This is a genomic window from Sphingomonas sp. FG14 (assembly GCF_057809675.1).
In genome coordinates this window covers 19,313-36,125 of the sequence record NZ_JBMDKK010000016.1, presented here as the reverse complement: position 1 = coordinate 36,125, position 16,813 = coordinate 19,313, and the positions used below count along the sequence as shown (strand labels likewise).

13 protein-coding genes are annotated in these 16,813 nt (G+C 66.7%); 11 read left to right on the top strand and 2 right to left on the bottom strand.

Annotated elements, in window-relative coordinates:
• Positions 1 to 24 precede the first annotated feature (24 nt).
• The gene (locus ACODTA_RS25045; protein WP_489069792.1) at positions 25 to 963 is read right to left on the bottom strand and encodes a LysR family transcriptional regulator; all 939 of its coding nucleotides are present in this window, start codon (positions 961 to 963) and stop codon (positions 25 to 27) included.
• A gap of 272 nt (positions 964 to 1,235) precedes the next feature.
• Between ACODTA_RS25045 and ACODTA_RS25040 the strand changes: the two genes are divergently transcribed.
• The 6 genes from ACODTA_RS25040 to ACODTA_RS25015 all read left to right on the top strand — a co-directional run bounded on the left by ACODTA_RS25040 (position 1,236) and on the right by ACODTA_RS25015 (position 9,773).
• Positions 1,236 to 3,536 carry a TonB-dependent receptor gene (locus tag ACODTA_RS25040; protein WP_489069790.1) on the top strand — a complete coding sequence of 767 codons (2,301 nt, stop codon included), beginning with the start codon at positions 1,236 to 1,238 and terminating at the stop codon, positions 3,534 to 3,536.
• 4 nt (positions 3,537 to 3,540) lie between these two features.
• On the top strand, positions 3,541 to 4,866 hold the full coding sequence (locus ACODTA_RS25035; protein ID WP_489069788.1) for a spinster family MFS transporter: 1,326 nt from the start codon (positions 3,541 to 3,543) through the stop codon (positions 4,864 to 4,866).
• The gene (locus tag ACODTA_RS25030) at positions 4,863 to 6,482 is read left to right on the top strand and encodes a carboxylesterase/lipase family protein (protein ID WP_489069786.1); all 1,620 of its coding nucleotides are present in this window, start codon (positions 4,863 to 4,865) and stop codon (positions 6,480 to 6,482) included. Before ACODTA_RS25035 ends, ACODTA_RS25030 begins: the two co-directional genes overlap by 4 nt.
• Entirely contained in the window at positions 6,479 to 8,065 is a 1,587-nt protein-coding gene (locus ACODTA_RS25025) for an AMP-binding protein (RefSeq protein WP_489069784.1), read from the top strand. Before ACODTA_RS25030 ends, ACODTA_RS25025 begins: the two co-directional genes overlap by 4 nt.
• 109 nt (positions 8,066 to 8,174) lie before the next feature.
• Entirely contained in the window at positions 8,175 to 8,792 is a 618-nt protein-coding gene (locus ACODTA_RS25020) for a TetR/AcrR family transcriptional regulator (RefSeq protein WP_489069900.1), read from the top strand.
• Positions 8,793 to 8,861: 69 nt separating this feature from the next.
• Complete coding sequence (locus tag ACODTA_RS25015; RefSeq protein ID WP_489069782.1) at positions 8,862 to 9,773, top strand: SDR family NAD(P)-dependent oxidoreductase; 912 nt, start codon at positions 8,862 to 8,864, stop codon at positions 9,771 to 9,773.
• Between the two features lie 252 nt (positions 9,774 to 10,025).
• Here ACODTA_RS25015 and cls read toward each other — a convergent pair whose 3' ends face one another.
• Complete coding sequence (cls, locus tag ACODTA_RS25010) at positions 10,026 to 11,438, bottom strand: cardiolipin synthase (protein WP_489069780.1); 1,413 nt, start codon at positions 11,436 to 11,438, stop codon at positions 10,026 to 10,028.
• Positions 11,439 to 11,537: 99 nt separating this feature from the next.
• Between cls and ACODTA_RS25005 the strand changes: the two genes are divergently transcribed.
• From ACODTA_RS25005 to ACODTA_RS24985, 5 genes are all read left to right on the top strand, one after another.
• Positions 11,538 to 12,041: an Lrp/AsnC ligand binding domain-containing protein gene (locus tag ACODTA_RS25005; RefSeq protein WP_489069778.1), complete on the top strand. Its 504-nt coding sequence runs from the start codon at positions 11,538 to 11,540 to the stop codon at positions 12,039 to 12,041.
• A gap of 181 nt (positions 12,042 to 12,222) precedes the next feature.
• On the top strand, positions 12,223 to 13,233 hold the full coding sequence (locus ACODTA_RS25000) for a 1-aminocyclopropane-1-carboxylate deaminase (RefSeq protein ID WP_489069776.1): 1,011 nt from the start codon (positions 12,223 to 12,225) through the stop codon (positions 13,231 to 13,233).
• 84 nt (positions 13,234 to 13,317) lie between these two features.
• Positions 13,318 to 14,958 carry a M28 family peptidase gene (locus ACODTA_RS24995; RefSeq protein WP_489069774.1) on the top strand — a complete coding sequence of 547 codons (1,641 nt, stop codon included), beginning with the start codon at positions 13,318 to 13,320 and terminating at the stop codon, positions 14,956 to 14,958.
• A gap of 117 nt (positions 14,959 to 15,075) precedes the next feature.
• On the top strand, positions 15,076 to 15,267 hold the full coding sequence (locus tag ACODTA_RS24990) for a hypothetical protein (RefSeq protein WP_489069772.1): 192 nt from the start codon (positions 15,076 to 15,078) through the stop codon (positions 15,265 to 15,267).
• An 87-nt stretch (positions 15,268 to 15,354) separates the two neighbouring features.
• Positions 15,355 to 16,497, top strand: a complete 1,143-nt coding sequence (locus ACODTA_RS24985; RefSeq protein ID WP_489069770.1) for a YkvI family membrane protein — start codon at positions 15,355 to 15,357, stop codon at positions 16,495 to 16,497.
• Positions 16,498 to 16,813 lie beyond the last annotated feature (316 nt).

Genomic DNA, 16,813 nt, shown 5'->3' with positions numbered 1-16,813 from the left:
CACATCGGGGATGGCGAACTACAATCAGGGCTTGTGGTTCGAATCCAGCTTCCCGGCCAGTTTGCGGAAGGTATGGCGGATATAGAGATGCGCCGGATCGCTCTCGTTGCGGACATGCCACATCATATGCTCGTCGAGCGTCGGCACCGCGACCGGGCATTCAAGCACCTTGAGGCGGAGCGGCGGCGCCAGCGTCCTGGCCAGCCGCCGCTGCGCCGTCGCGACGAGCGGGGTGCCCGGCACCATGAACATCAGCGCGGAAAAGCTGGGCGCGGTCGCGGCGATCTGCGGCTCGAATCCGATATGCCGCCACGCGTGTTCGACCAGCGTCTCGATTCCGTTGCCGAACCGGACGACATTGTGGAGCGCAGCGCGATAGTCCGCGAGCGACATGGTTTCCGCCGGATGGCTGCGGCGATCGACCACGCAGACGAAATCATCCTCGAAAAGCTGCTCGTTGAGGATGTCCGCGCTGGGGCCATGATCGTTGTACAGCCCCCAATGCGGAACCGTGATGCAGAAATCGAGATCGCCATGCTCCAGCCGGCGAAAGCTGGTGCTGTTGAGGGACTCGACGCGCACGGTCATGCGCGGCGCCTCGGCGGCGAGCAGGCTCATCAGCTTCGGCAGCACGATCAGCGAGGCATAGTCGGACATGGCGAGCCGGACGATCCGCGTCGCCCGCGCCGGATCGAAGCTCGGCTGGGTCGCCAGCGCCGCCTCCACGCGCAGCAGCGCCTCGCGCACCGGGACGACGAGCGACTGGGCGAGCGGCGTCAGCTCGAAATGCCGGCCGACGCGGACCAGCAACTCGTCCTCGAAAAAGTCTCTGAGCCGCCGGAGCGCGCCGCTGGCCGCCTGCTGCGTCACGAACAGCTTCTCGGCGGCACGCGTCACGTTCCGCTCGGCCAGCAACGCATCGAGCGCGCGCAAAAGGTTCAAATCGAAATGGCTGAACTGCACGCGCGCCTCCGGTCCGGGCCGCAGATTGACACCGAATTCGGGCGATACGCAAACCGCCAGGCCGTTCGGCCGCCGGTCCGGGAGTTTCCCGAGTCGGCCTGGCGCGCGCCGTGCCCCTTGCGTGATCGTCTCTCGGCGAGAAAACGGCCCATGTCCGCCGCGCCCCTCCATAATACTCACACACTAGAGAGTGAATATTGACATATGCATGTTTAGCCCTCATTCATTCCCCACGAGGCCGGCGTTCGAACGGCAGAACTGGAGAGGACATGATGAGGGGAAGGCTTTTCACATCGGTTTGCGCCGGCGCGATGATCATGGCGTCGGGCGCGGCCGCGGCGCAGGACGCGTCATCGACCGGCGACCAGGCCAATGAGCGCGGCCCCGGCGAGGACATCATCGTCACCGCGACACGGCGCGAAGAACGTATCCGCGACGTTCCGCTCAGCATCACCGCGTTCACGCAGGAAGCGCTGACGGAAAAAGGCATTGTCGGCTTCGAAGGCATCGGCCGCGAAACGCCCGGCGTGGTGCTCAACCGCCCCACCCAGAACTTCAACAATTTCACCGCGCGCGGCATCGCGACCAACGGATACAACGCCAATCTGCAGAGCTCGGTCGCGGTCTATATCGACGAGCTTCCGATTTCGACGATCGGCAACACCACGGTTGTCGATCCAAACCTGTTCGACGTGGAGCGCGTGGAGTTCCTGCGCGGCCCGCAAGGCACGCTGTTCGGTTCGGGGTCGCTCTCGGGCGCGATGCGGATCCTGACGAAGAATCCCGACCTCAACCATTTCGACGCCTCGGTTCTCGTCGATCTCGGCCTGACCGGCTCCGACTCGCTACGTCAACGCTACAATGCGATGGTCAACGTGCCGCTGGTGGACGATCGGCTCGCGATCCGTGCGGTGGGCTTCTATCGTCACGAGGAAGGGTATCTCGACAATGTCGGCACCGGCGTGAAGAATTCCAACACGCTGGTCGATTATGGCGGACGGGTCAGCCTGTTGTGGAAGCCGACGGACCGGCTGTCGATCAAGCTGCTGGGCTCGTACGAATACAGCAATCCAAAGGATTCATCGCTCACCAGCCCGTCGCTCGGCCGCGAAAAACGCATCTCCGACGAGCCCGACCGTTTCACCGGCAAGCAGCTGATCGCGAACGCGACGATCAACTATGAGTTCGATTTCGCCAAGCTCACGAGCTCGTCGACCTATTCCGATTTCGACCAGCGTTTCTATGTCGACCTGGCCGGCACCTTCGCCCCTGGCTCGTTCCCCGGCGCCCCGATCGCGTTCGGCCTGGACGCGGACGCCTATGACAAGGTGTTCGTCCAGGAGACGCGGCTCGCCTCGACGCTGGACGGTCCCTTCCAGTTCGTGGTCGGCGGCTTCTATATGCATCGCCGCCGCGACGTCGATTATTTCTACCGGTCGAACCCCGCCTTCCTCCAGGCGCGCGGCATCACCGGATTGCCCGACAAATATTTCCAGAAGCAATACACCCATCAGATCAGCGAGGAACTGGCGGGTTTCGGCGAGCTCACCTATCGTTTCTCGGATCGCTTCTGGCTGACCGGCGGCATGCGCTACGGCCGGATCTCGGCCCAGGGCTTCACCGAGGCGGGCGGCTATCTCGCGACGGCGTTCGGATTCAACTATTATGACTATGCGCTGCTCGGCCTCCCCGTGAACTTCAACACCTTCACCCCCTATGCGGCGGTGACGGGCGTGAAGGCGAAGGGATCCAAGCCGTCATGGAAAGCCAGCGCCAGCTTCAAGCCGAACGACGACATCACCACCTACGCGACATTCTCAACCGGCTTCCGCGCCCCGATCGTCAACGCCTTCGCGGGCCGGCCGAGCCTGGTGAATCCCAACGACATCATCATCCCCTATGGCGCGTCGTCGGACGATCTGAAAAGCTACGAGCTCGGCGCCAAGGCGCGCTGGCTGGATGGGCGCGTCAGCATGAACGTGGCGGCCTATCTTATCGACTGGAGCAATATCCAGGCCCAGGCCAACCGCGTGTCGGACTCGGTGCAGTTCGCCACCAATATCGGCGCGGCGCGATCGAAGGGCTTCGAAGTGGAGATCGGCCTGCTGCCCGGCAGCGGCTTCGCCATCGGCTTCAACGCGGCCTATAACGATTCGAAGATCACCGAGCTCACCGCGGCGGAGGCCGCGATCTCCGGCGCGGTGCTCGGCCATCGCCTGTCCGCCCCGCGCCTGCAGGGCGCGCTGAGCGTGGCCAATACATTCGACATGGGGCCGGACATGCAGGGGACGCTGGCCGTCAGCACCCAATATGTGGGATCCTATAACAGCTCGTTCCCGAACACGCCGGGCAACCCGCTGCGGCCGCTCTCGACCTTCGGCAAGACCGACGAATATGCCAACGTCAACCTGACCTTCGGCGTGAAGAAGGGGGCGCTGTCGGGCCAGCTCTATGTCGAGAACCTCTTCGACGACCATTCGATCACCTATATCCATCCCGAAGCCTTCCTGGTCAGCCGGTTCGGCACGATGCGGCCGCGTACGATCGGCATCCGCATTGGTTACGGCATCTAGGGCGATGGCGGCCGTCGATCCGTCGTCCGCCCGTGCCGCGCGGCCCGCATCGGCGGCCGCGCGGCCGGACGGGCGCGCCTGGTTCGTGCTGGGCGTGCTCTGCTTCGTCTATGTGCTGAACTTCCTCGACCGGCAGTTGCTGTCGATCCTGGCCAAGCCCATCCGCGACGAGCTTGGGCTGACGCACGGCCAGATCGGGCTGATCAGCGGGCTCTATTTCGCGCTCTTCTACGGCGTCATCTCCATTCCCGTCGCATGGTTCGCCGATCGCGCGAACCGGGTGAAGGTGCTCTCCTTCGCATGCGCCTTGTGGAGCGCCGCGACCGTCGCGTGCGGCTTCGCCGCCAGCTATCCGCAACTCGCGGTGGCGCGCATGACCGTCGGCATCGGCGAGGCGGGCGGCGTTCCGCCATCCTACGCGATCATCTCCGACTATTTCCGGCCGGGCACGCGCGGCACCGCGCTCGGCATCTACAATCTCGGCCCGCCGCTGGGCAACGCGCTGGGCGTCGCGTTCGGCGCGTCGGTCGCGGTGGCGTTCAGTTGGCGCGACGCCTTCATCGCGGTCGGCGCGATCGGCGTGGTCACGGCGGTGATCGTATGGTTCACCGTGCGCGAGCCGCGCCGCGGCGGGCTGGACATGCCGGCCGACGCCGCGCCCGACACCTATGCGCCGCCGCCCAAGGCGCCATTCGCCGCGACCTGCCGCATGTTCTTCACACGGCGGGTGCTGCTGCTGGTCGCGCTCGCGACCGCCGCCAACCAGTTCATCACCTATGCCGCGGGCAATTTCGCGACATTGTTCCTGATGGAGGAAAAGGGGATGACGCTTGAGCAGGTCGCGCTCTGGTATGCGCTGCTGATCCTGTTCTCGATGGGCGGCGGCATCTTCCTGGCCGGGCGGCTCGTCGACAAGTTCGCGCCGCGCGACAAGCGCGCCTATGCCTTCATCCCCGCGATCGGCCTGAGCGTCGCGGTGCCCTTCTTCGTCGCCTTCATCTGGGCGCCGGGCTGGGAACTGGCGATGATCATGCTGATCGTGCCGTTCGCGCTCAACTATTTCTATCTCTCCCCGGCGGTCGCGCTGGTGCAGGAGGAAGTGAAGCCCAATGAGCGGGTGCTGGCGGGCGCGTTGCTGCTGCTGGTGATGAACCTTGTCGGGCTTGGACTCGGACCGACCTGGCTGGGCGCGGCAAGCGACTGGTTCGCCGCGCACGGCCATGACAGACCGCTGCAATCGGCTTTCTTCACGCTCGTGCCATTCTACGCGCTGGCGATCCTGCTTTTCCTCATGCTGGCCCGGGCGATCCGGAAGGAGGACGCATCATGATCCGCGCGTTGATCGCGCTTTCCGCGCTCGCCATGGCGGGCGACGCGTCCGCGCAGGTGATCAAGGCGCCCGCCGGCGCGGTCGAAGGCAAGGCCGTGCGTGGCGTCTCCGTCTTCAAGGGCATCCCCTTCGCGCAGCCCCCGATCGGCCCGCTGCGCTGGAGAGCCCCGGTGGCGCTCGCGCCCTGGCAGGGCGTGCGCAAGGCGCAGGCATTCGGCCCGGCGTGCATCCAGCCGCGCCCGCGCGCGGGCAGCATCTACGCCAACCCGCCCGAGGCGATCTCGGAGGATTGCCTCACCCTCAATATCTGGATGCCGGAGAATGCGAGGAATGCGCCGGTGTTCGTCTGGCTGCACGGCGGCGCGCTCAGCACCGGCTATAGCCATGAGGGCATGTATGACGGCGCGAAGCTGGCCGCGCGCGGCGCGATCGTCGTCACGGTCAATTACCGGCTCGGCGTGCTCGGCTACATGGCGCATCCCGGACTGAGCGCTGAATCGCCCGACGGGGTATCGGGCAATTACGGGCTGCTCGACCAGATCGCGGCGCTGCGCTGGATAAAGGACAATATCGGCGCGTTCGGCGGGGACGCCGGCAATGTGACGATCGCGGGTGAATCCGCGGGCGCGCTGAGCGTGATGTATCTGCTGGCCGCGCCGCCGGCGCGCGGCCTGTTCCACAAGGCGATCGCGCAGAGCGCCTATATGATCTCCACGCCGTCGCTGAAGGAGGCGCGTTTTGGCGAACCGGCGGCGGAAGCCGTCGGCACCAGGCTCGGCGCCGCGCTCGCCGCGCCGGACATCGCCGCGCTGCGCGCGATCGACGGCGAGAAGCTCACCGCCGACGCGATGAAAACCGGCTACATGCCATGGGGCACGATCGACGGGAAAATCCTGCCGCGCCAGCTCGTCGAAACCTTCGATCGCGGCGAACAGGCGCCCGTGCCGTTGATCGCGGGCTTCAATATCGGCGAAATCCGCTCGCTTCGTTTCCTGGCGCCGCCAGTCCCCGCGAACGCGGCCGCTTATGAAGCCGCGATCCGGGAGCGCTATGGCGACCTCGCCGATCCCTGGCTGCGCCTGTACCCGTCGCGCGACCTGGAACAGGCGGTGCTCGCCGCGCCGCGCGACGCACTCTATGGCTGGACCTCGGAACGGCTGGCAATCGGGCAGCGCGCGATCGGCCAGCCCGCCTATCTCTATCTGTTCGCACATGGCTATCCGGCATCGGACGAGAACGGCTTGCATGGCTTTCATGCCGCCGAAATCCCCTATGTCTTCGGCACCGCCACACGCACCCCGCCCTTCTGGCCAAAGATTCCCGACAGCTTGGCGGAACGCCGCTTTTCGGACGCGATGGCCGACTATTGGATCTCGTTCGCGCGCGACGGCAAGCCGGTCGCGAAGGGGCAGGCCGCATGGAGCGCCTATGGCCGCGACGCCGCCTTCATGGCCTTTGCCGACATCCCGCGCCCCGGCGTGCGGCTGATGCCCGGGATGTTCGCGGTGCACGAGGCGGCCGTCTGCCGTCGCCGCGCGGCGGGCAACCTGCCCTGGAACTGGAACACCGGCATCATGTCCCCGCTGCTGCCCAAGAAAAGTGCCGACTGTCCATGATCCACGGTTCGATGCAGGATTTTCCGCTGACGCTGAACATGTTCCTCGATCATGCGGCCCGCTGGCATCCGGAGGCCGAAGTGGCCACGGCGCGCGAGGACGGCACCATCGCACGGATCGGCTATGCCGGGTTGCGTGCGCGCAGCCTGGCGGTGTCATCCCTGCTGGCCGGCTTCGGCATCGGCCAGGGCGATCGCGTCGCGACGCTCGCCTGGAACAGCCAGGCGCATGTCGAGACCTGGTATGCCGTGATGGGCATGGGGGCGGTTTGCCACACGCTCAATCCGCGGCTGGCCGGTGCGCAGCTCGCGGCGATGGCAGTCCAGTCGGGTGCGCGCATCCTGGTCGCCAGCGCCGACCTGCTGCCGCTCGCCCGGCATATCGTCGAGCGCGCGCCCTGTATCGAGCGTGTCCTGCTGATCGATGGCGAGCCGGGTGACTGGCCTCTGGCGGCGCCGCCGCTGGCTGACCTTGAGCGGCTGATCGCGGATGCGCCCGGTGGCGCCGACTGGGGCGGTTTCCCTGAGACGGCGCCCGCCGGCCTGTGCTTCACCTCGGGCACCACCGGTGCGCCAAAGGGCGTGACGTACACGCACCGCGGCAGCTTCCTGCACACGCTGCGCGCGCTCCAGGCCGATGTGATGGCCTTTACCGCGCGCGATAACGTGCTGGCGGTGGTTCCGATGTTTCACGCGAATGCGTGGGGCCTGCCATTCGCGCTGCCCGCGGTGGGCGGCAAGCTGGTGCTGCCGGGCCGCAAGGCGGATGGCGCGAGCCTCGCCAGGCTGATCGCGGCGGAGCAGGTGACGATCGGCGTCGGCGTGCCGACCGTGTGGCTGGGGCTGGTCGAGCATCTCGAGGCGGCGGGAGGAGACCTCGCTTCGCTCGAGCGCATTATCGTCGGCGGCGCACCCATGGCGCCTGCGCTGATGGAGCGCCTGGAGCGGCGCCTGGGCGTTACCGTGCAGACAAGCTGGGGCATGACCGAGTTGTCGCCGCTCGGCACGATCACGCCGCCCGCCGATCCGGAGCGCACCGCATCGATCTCGGGCCGCCCGGCGATCGGCGTCGATCTGCTGCTCACCGACGCCGCGGGCACGCCGCTCCGCCAGCAGCGTGGCGGAGAGGGTCATCTGCGTGTGCGCGGCGCGGCGGTGATCGAGCGCTATTTCGGGCAGGACGAGCCGGCGACGGATGCGAGAGGCTGGTTCCCCACCGGCGATCTCGCGCGGATCGATGCCAGGGGCAACCTGACGATCACGGGCCGCGCCAAGGATCTGATCAAGTCTGGCGGCGAATGGATAAACCCCGCCGAGATCGAAGCGGTCGTGGGTGCGCTCCCCCATGTATCGCTCGCGGCGGTGATCGGCCGGGCGGACGCCAAATGGGGCGAGCGGCCGGTCCTGCTCGTCGAGATGCGCGCGGGGCAGCACGCGAGCGACGAGGAACTGCTCGCGCCGCTCGACGGGCGGGTGGCGCCCTGGTGGATTCCCGATGCCGTGGTGCGGCTCGATGCGATGCCGCTGGCGCCCACCGGAAAAATAGACAAGATGCGCCTGCAGACTGAATATGGAGGGGCCTGAGACAGGATATGAGCGCGCGCGTGAACCTGGCAGGAATGGACGGACCTTAGTGACTGAACCGACAAAATCGCGCCGTCGTTCCACCAAGGCGGAGCAGCGCGCCGAGACGATGGAGCAAATCCTCGACGAAGCGGAATATCTCTTCTCGAAGCACGGCCTTCACGGCGTCACCCTGAAGGACGTCGCCAAGCGCGTCGGCGTGCATCACACGCTGCTCAACTATTATTTCGAGGACAAGCAGAAGCTGTTCGACGCGGTCTTCTCGCGCCGCGCGGTCGTCACCAGCACCCGCCGGATGCAGGCGCTCGACGACTATGAGAAGTCGGTGTCCGGCAAGCCCACGGTGGAGGGTGCGCTCCACGCCTATCTCGATACCGATCTCGATCTCTATATCCATGGCGGCGAGGGCTGGAAGAATTATGGCGCGCTGGGCGCGCTCGTTTCCAACACCCCTGAATGGGGCGCGGAAATGATGGACGCCCATTTCGACCCGGTGGTGCTCCGGCTGATCGACTTGCTCAAGAAGGCCCTGCCCGACTGCGCGGAGGAAGACATCTTCTGGGGCTATCACTTCGTGACCGGCGCGCTGATGGTGACGCTGGCGCGGACGGGGCGTATCGACAAGCTGTCGGGCGGATTGTGCCAATCGGAGGATTTCGAGGCGATCAAGGCGCGCATGGCGTCGTTCATGGCCGCTGGCTTCCTCAAGATCTGCGACCGCCGCTAGGGCCGAGGCCCACCGGGCGATGCCGCGCGTCCAATATGTTAACTCACTAGAGAGTGAATGGAGTTGCACATGAAATCAGATGACCGCCCCGCCCTTGTCGGACGTGTCGCGATCGTCACCGGCGCGGGCGGCGGGCTCGGCCGCAGCCACGCCCTGTATCTGGCGAGCCAGGGCGCGATGGTCGTGGTCAACGATCTCGCGGCGGATGCCGCCCAGGCTGTCGCCGACGAGATTGCGGCCAATGGAGGTCGGGCGCTGGCGATCGCCGCATCGGTCACCGACGAAGCCGCGATCGCGGCGCTGGTCGGGCAGACCCTTGATCGCTGCGGCCGCATCGACATTCTCGTGAACAATGCCGGCATCCTGCGCGACAGGAGCTTCACCAAGATGAGTCTCGACGATTTCAGGCTGGTCGTGGATGTGCATCTGACGGGCGCCGCGGTCTGCTGCAAGGCGGTGTGGGATGTGATGCGCGCGCAGAATTACGGCCGCATCGTGATGACCACCTCGTCCTCCGGCCTGTGGGGCAATTTCGGCCAGGCGAATTACGGCGCGGCGAAGATGGCGCTGGTCGGCCTGATGCAGACGCTCGCGATCGAGGGAGAGAGATACGGCATCCGTGTGAACAGCCTGGCGCCCACCGCCGCGACGCAGATGACACACGGGGTGCTCTCCGACGACAGCCTCGACCTGCTCGACCCGGCGCTGGTCAGCCCCGGCCTGCTCGCGCTTGTCGCCGAGGATGCCCCGACAAGGGCGATCCTGTGTGCGGGCGCGGGGCATTTCGCGGCGGCGCATATCACCCTGACCGAAGGCATTCAGGTCGGACGCCACACCGATGCAGGCGCGCGGATCACGGCCGACTGGTCCGCGATCGTGGCGCGCGAGGCCGATATCGTGCCGGCTTATGGTTTCACGCAAGCCGAGCGGGAGCTTGCCGCGGCGGGCTTCGAAGCACCGCTTGCCGTCATTCCGCGCTGACGCCGGCAAGCCATCCCCGCGCCATTCCTTCCAAATCGGATCATGTTGATGATGCGCCCGCGCGATACGGCTGATAGCTTTTGATCGCCGCATCGGAGGAGACCCCTGCCTCCGTGCGGCGCGTCCCGGGCCTGGCCCAAAAGCGGCCCCGGATCCATTTGGGATCCGGGGCCAGGAGCGATCCGTCTGCGCCCCGGATCGCGGGAGACAGGCTATACGCGCGAGCATGCGGCAGGGTTGCGATCGGCATCCTCACAAGAGCGGGCTGACCAGCCGCGCGCCGTTCTCCACCAGCTTGCGCGCGCCGCTCCGCGCGCGCCACGCGTCCAGCGCGATCTCGTCGCTCGCCGCCAGATAGGCGTCCTGGATGCGCCGAAGCGCCAGGATCGCGTCATGATCCAGCAGCAACAGGCTCACTTCCTCGTTGAGGCGGAAGGACCGGATATCGACATTGCTCGATCCGACGATGCCCAGCGTGTCGTCGATGCGCACCGCCTTCGCGTGGAGCAGATAGTCGCGATAGCGATGGATACGCACGCCGCCCGACAGCAGCTCGTCATAATAGGATGACTGGGCCAGGCTCACCAGCCACTGGTCCACCACCGCCGATACCACGACATGCACGGCCACGCCGCGCAGCACGGCGGTCTTGAGCGCGCCCAGCAGCCCTTCGTCCGGCACCAGATAGGGGGTGACGATGACGATCTCGCGCCGGGCGGCGGCGACCTGCCAGGTCATCAGCGCCTGGAATCCCTCCAGCGGATAATCGGCGCCGCTGGGCAGCAATTGCACCGTCGACGCGCCCGCGCGCGGCGGCACGGCGATGGCGTCGTCCAGCAGCTCCTCGGTCTCCAGATACCAGTCCGACACGAAGATCGCGGACATCGCGGCCACCGCCGGCCCGGTGACACGCGCCACCAACTCGCGGTTGACGACGCCCGGCCTGAAATCGCGCGCGACGATGTTCTGCGATCCGGCATAGCCGATCGCGCCGTCGACGATGAACAGCTTGCGATGGTTGCGCATGTCGCGCCGCGTGCGTTCGCGCCACAGCCGGAACGGCAGCACCGCGCGCACCTGCACGCCGCGCGCCTCCAGCGCGCGCATCGTGCCCTTGATCCAGCGATGCGATCCCACCGGATCGACCAGCACATGGCAGGCGACGCCGCGATCGACCGCCCGGCCCAGCGCGTCGATCACCTTCGCGGCGGTCGCGTCGTCGGCGAAGATATAGGCGAGCAGGCGGACATGGCGGCGCGCGCCGTCGATATCCGCGACCAAGCGGCCGATCGCCGCGTCATAATCGTCGACCAGCTCGACCGCGTTGCCGGATGTGGCGGGCAGCCGCCCCAGCCGGTCGGCCAGCGCGACGATGTCCCGCGCCATACCCTCGGCCGCCGCCGGCGCCGCCTGCCGCATCCGTGCCGCCACATCCGCGACATGGGGCTTCAGCCGCTCGAACCGCGCGGCGCGCCAGTGCGGGAAGCGCGGCGATCCGATCGCCAGGAACAGGATCAGCCCGGGTATCGGCAGGAAGAAGATCAGCAACAGCCAGCTCGCCGCGGCGGCGGGAGACCGCCTGAGCGGCACCACCGCGAGCATCGTCAGCCGGATGATCCATTCGGCGGCATAATAGATCTCGCCGATGCTCGGCAGCGCGGTCATGCCGATGTTGTTGGCCAGCCCGCCCCGCTTTGCAAGGACCGATGCTTTCGGTTTGACGCCGCTGCCGGACGATATCACCGTGATCGCGCCCATTCCCGCATGAAAGACTCGATCATGGCCGTGAACCCGGAAGAATCGCCGCATCGCGCGCTCAGCCGCGCGGAGATGCGGATCCTGCGCATCCTCCAGGAAAATGGCCGCATCGCCAATGTCGACCTCGCCCGCCGCGTCAATATGAGCGCGGCCACCTGCTTCCGCCACACCCAGCGGCTGTTCGACGAAGGCTATGTCACATCGGTCCGCGCGCAGCTCGCGCCCGAAAAACTGGGGCGCGGCTCGCTGGTGTTCATGGGCGTGGTGCTCGACCGGTCGACCCCCGAATCCTTCGCCGCGTTCGAGGCGGCGGTGCGCGAGATCCCGATGGTGATCGATTGCCATCTGGTCGCGGGCGATTTCGACTATTTCCTCAAGATCCGCGTCGAGGACATGGCGGAGTTCAACCGCCTTCACGCACAAAGGCTGATCGCGCTGCCCGCCGTGCGCCAGACGCGCACCTTCTTCGTGATGCGCGAGGTGATCGACAACGCGCCGCTCAGCATCTGAGCCGCGCGACTCGCGATCCGGTGAATGATCCTTTCAGTATTCAACGATCGATATGCCAATTCATCCGATCGATTGCCATAGATCAGAATCATCGCATAATGATCCGCCGAATATAGAAAAGACCCATCCCGCCCGTCCGGCTAGCCTGCCGCCATCGTCACACATCAGATGGAGCAGGCAGATGCTGTCCGATTTCGCGCGTTACCCCCTCACCTTCGGCCCCACCCCGATCGAGAAACTCTCCCGGCTTTCCGATCATCTCGGCGGCGGGGTGGAGGTGTTCGCCAAGCGCGAGGATTGCAATTCCGGGCTGGCGCTGGGCGGCAACAAGCTGCGCAAGCTGGAATATATCGTGCCGGACGCGATCGTGAGCGGGGCGGACACGCTCGTTTCGATCGGCGGCGTGCAATCCAACCATACCAGGCTGGTCGCCGCCGTCGCCGCGAAGATCGGCATGAAATGCCATCTGATCCAGGAAGCCTGGGTGCCGCACGAGGACGCCGTTTATGATCGCGTCGGCAACATCATGCTCTCGCGCATCATGGGCGCGGACGTGAACCTGGTCGATGACGGGTTCGACATCGGCATCCGCGAAAGCTGGCTGAACGCGCTGGAGGCGGTGCGCGCGGCGGGCGGCGTGCCCTATGCGATTCCGGCGGGCGCGTCGGTGCACAAGTTCGGCGGGCTCGGCTATGCCGCCTTCGCGGACGAGGTGCGCGCGCAGGAACGCGATCTGGGCTTCGCCTTCGACTATATCGTCACCTGCACCGTCACCGGATCCACCCATGGCGGCATGATCGCGGGTTTCGCGGCGGACGGTCGCCAGCGCCGCGTGATCGGCGTGGACGCATCCTTCACCCCCGTCCAGACGCGCGCGCAGGTGTTCGACATCGCCGGCAAGACATCGGCGCTGATCGGCGGCCCCGCGATCGTCGAGGACGATGTCGTCATCGTCGAGGATTATGCCTATCCCGCCTATGGCGTGCCCTCGGCCGAAACGCTGGAGGCGATCCGCCTCGCCGCGCGGCTGGAGGGGATGGTCACCGATCCGGTCTATGAGGGCAAATCGATGCAGGGGCTGATCGATCTGGCCGGCAAGGGCTATTTCCCCGCCGGATCGCGCATCCTCTACGTCCATCTCGGCGGCGCACCCGCGCTCAACGGATACAGCTATACCTTCCGAAACGGCTGACCGGGGCCGCGCGATCGGGACATTGGGTTGGCAGCGCGGGCCCGCGCCGCTACCCAATGCCGATCCAGAGCAACGGAGTCTTCCATGCGCCTTTTCGCGAGCGCCGCCGTCATCGCCCTTCTCGCCGCCGCGCCCGTCGTGGCCCAACCCGCGAAACCGGACATTCCGATCGAGACGATGAAGCGCGTCACGAAGGAACTCTCGTCCGACGCGTTCGAGGGGCGCGCGCCCGGCAGCGCGGGCGAGGAGAAGACGCTGGCGCTGCTCGCGGCCGAGTTCGCGAAGCTGGGCCTGAAACCCGGCAACAAGGGAAGCTGGCTGCAGGACGTGCCGCTGGTGGAGATCACCGCGAAGAACGTCTCCGCCCTGTCGTTCACCGGCGGCAAGGCCCCCGTCTCCGCCGCCTATGGCCCGGAAATGGTGATCGGCACCTATCGCGTCACCCCGCATATCGCGGTGAAGGACAGCCCCGTCGTCTTTGTCGGCTACGGCATCAACGCGCCGGAGAAGAACTGGAACGACTATGCCGGGCTGGACGTGAAGGGGAAGACCGTCATCATCCTCGTCAACGATCCCGATTATGAGACGCCGGGGCTGGAGGGGCCGTTCGGCGGCCGCGCCATGACCTATTATGGCCGCTGGACCTACAAGTTCGAGGAAGCCGCGCGCCAGGGCGCCGCCGCCGCGATCATCGTGCACGATACCGCGCCCGCCGCCTATGGCTGGAACGTCGTCCAGTCGAGCTGGACCGGCGCGCAGCAGGTGGCCGACGCACCCGACGGCAATATGGGCGCGGCCCCGGCGGTGGGCTGGATCAGCAACGACAAGGCGAAGGCGCTGATGGCGAGCGCGGGGCAGGATCTGGCCGCCCTTACCGCCGCCGCGAAAAAGCCGGGCTTCAAGGCGGTGGACCTTGGCGTGAAGGCCTCGGTCTCGTTCGACAACAGCCTGCGCAAGCACGCGTCGAAGAATTTCATCGCGGTGCTGCCCGGCAAGACGCGGCCCGACGATTATGTGCTCTACACCGCGCACTGGGATCATCTGGGCCGCTGCAAGCCCGCGCCCGACGGCGACGATATCTGCAACGGCGCGGTCGACAACGCCACCGGCACCGCCGCGCTGGTCGCGCTGGCACAGGCGCATGCGAAGGCGGGCGCGCCCGATCGCAGCATCGCCTTCCTTGCGGTCACGGCGGAGGAATCGGGGCTGCTCGGCTCCAAATATTATGGCGAGCATCCGGTGCTGCCGCTCGCCCAGACCGTCGCGGGCGTCAACATGGACGCGTTGAGCGTGGCGGGCGCGGCGCGCAACGTGGTGGTGATCGGCAAGGGCAAGTCGGAGCTGGACGCGTTGCTCGATCGCGCGCTCGCCGCCGAGGGCCGCGTCGCCACGCAGGAGCCGACGCCGGAGAAAGGCTTCTATTACCGTTCGGACCATTTCAGCCTCGCCAAGCAGGGCGTGCCGATGCTCTATTTCGAGGGCGGCGACGATCTGGTGAAGGGCGGCAAGGCCGCGGGCGAAGCAGCCGCGAAGGATTATGAGGAGCATCGCTATCACGGCCCCAAGGACGAATATGATCCGTCCTGGGACTGGGCGGGCGTCGCATCCGACCTGCGCCTCTACTACACGATCGGCCGCGAACTGGCGGAGGGCGACGCCTGGCCCAACTGGGTGCCGGGCGACGAATTCCGCGCCGCGCGCGACAGGAGCCGCGCCGGGCGCTGAGCGGTCGCGGCGGCTGCGGCGGGCCGCCCGCAAATCGCGCCGGGGCGGCGGGGCATGATCGCGGCCGGGCGTTATACTGGCCGCGCTCCATGCCGGAGCGGACGATGGAGATTGCCCATGTCGTTCCACGCCGCCATCATTCGATGCTGGAAACTCGAACTGCGCGCCGCCGAGGCCGCGGGCGACGGATTGCGCCGCCTGGCGCATATGGCGCGCGCCGCGCGCTACGCCAAACGCGCCGCGCGCGGGCTGGCGGGGCTATCGCCCGATCGCGCTTCTCCTGCCCCGGCGAGATTACAACTAGGTTGACTTCATCCTGATCGGATATATTTTTGCCGCTGGTGAAAACAAGATTGCCGGGCCTGTGCATCCCCGGTGACAGGGGGGTTCTAAGACATGGCAGAAAACGCTCAACCGAGCTGGTTCCAGCGGATTCTGCTGCCCGGTTTCGCCTTCAAGGCCGTGGTGATCGGCGGCGGCTACGCCACCGGCCGCGAGCTTGCCGAATTCTTCATGCCCAGCGGCCCCTGGGGCGGGCTGGGCGCGATGCTGCTGGCGACGGTGCTGTGGAGCATCATCGCGGCGGTCACCTTCGCCTTCGCACGCCATGTCGGCGCCTATGATTACCGCACCTTCTTCTCGCGGCTGCTGGGGCCGGGCTGGATCGCGTTCGAAATCGCCTATGTGCTGTTCGTCGTCCTGATCCTGGCGGTGTTCGGCGCCGCCGCCGGCGCGATCGGCGCGGCGATGTTCGATCTGCCGCCGATCGTCGGCACGCTGGTGCTGGCGGCCTCGATCGCGGGTTTCGCGGCGTTCGGCAATTCCTCGGTCGAGGAACTGTTCAAATATGTCTCCTTCCTGCTCTACGGCGTCTATGCGCTGTTCCTGGTGCTCGCGCTGGGCGTGTTCGGAGACAAGATCGCCGCCAATTTCGCGATCCCCGCCCCGTCGGACGGCTGGGCGATGGGCGGCATCACCTATGCCAGCTACAATATTGTCGGCGCCGTCATCGTGCTGCCGGTGCTGCGCCACCTGACCAGCCAGCGCGACGCCATCGTTTCCGGCATCATCGCCGGCCCGCTGGCGATGGCGCCCGCCATCCTGTTCTTCGTCTGCATGATCGCCTTCTATCCCGCGATCGAGCACGAGACGCTGCCGTCGGACTTCATGCTGACGCAGCTCAACATGCCGCTGTTCCACCTGCTGTTCCAGTTCATGATCTTCGCGGCGCTGCTGGAAAGCGGCACGGGATCGGTCCACGCCATCAACGAGCGGATCGCGGGGGTATGGCGGGCGCGGCGCGGCAAGGAACTGAGCACCGTCGCGCGCGCGGTGATCGCGGCCAGCCTGCTGATCGGCTGCATCTTCGTCGCCAATTATTTCGGCCTCGTCGCGCTGATCGCCAACGGCTACCGCCTGCTCGCCTACACCTTCCTGGCGGTGTTCGTGATCCCGCTGTTCACGCTGGGCCTCTACCGCCTGCTGCGCGGCCCGGCGGCCGAACCGGCGGCGGCGGACCTCAACCGATCGGAAGCCTGAGCACGGTCGTTCAGCCGCGGCGAGACAGCGCGCCGCGCCAAACCGGAAAGGCCCCGCATCGCCAGGACCGGCGGGCGGGGTCTTCGTGTAATGGCCCACACCCATCTGTCATCCCCGCATACGCGGGGATGACAGCGTGAAGGCACGGTATCGAGCCTTGCGCCAGAACATCGCGCAGGCGGGCCTCTTGCGCCGAATCAGATCCGATTTGGGGATGCCAGCCTCGCCGACGTCACAGCGCGGCGCGGGGATCGCATGGGCTCCGGCTTTCGCTGGAGCGACGGACGGGACCGCGTCCGGCCGGTCACTTTCATGC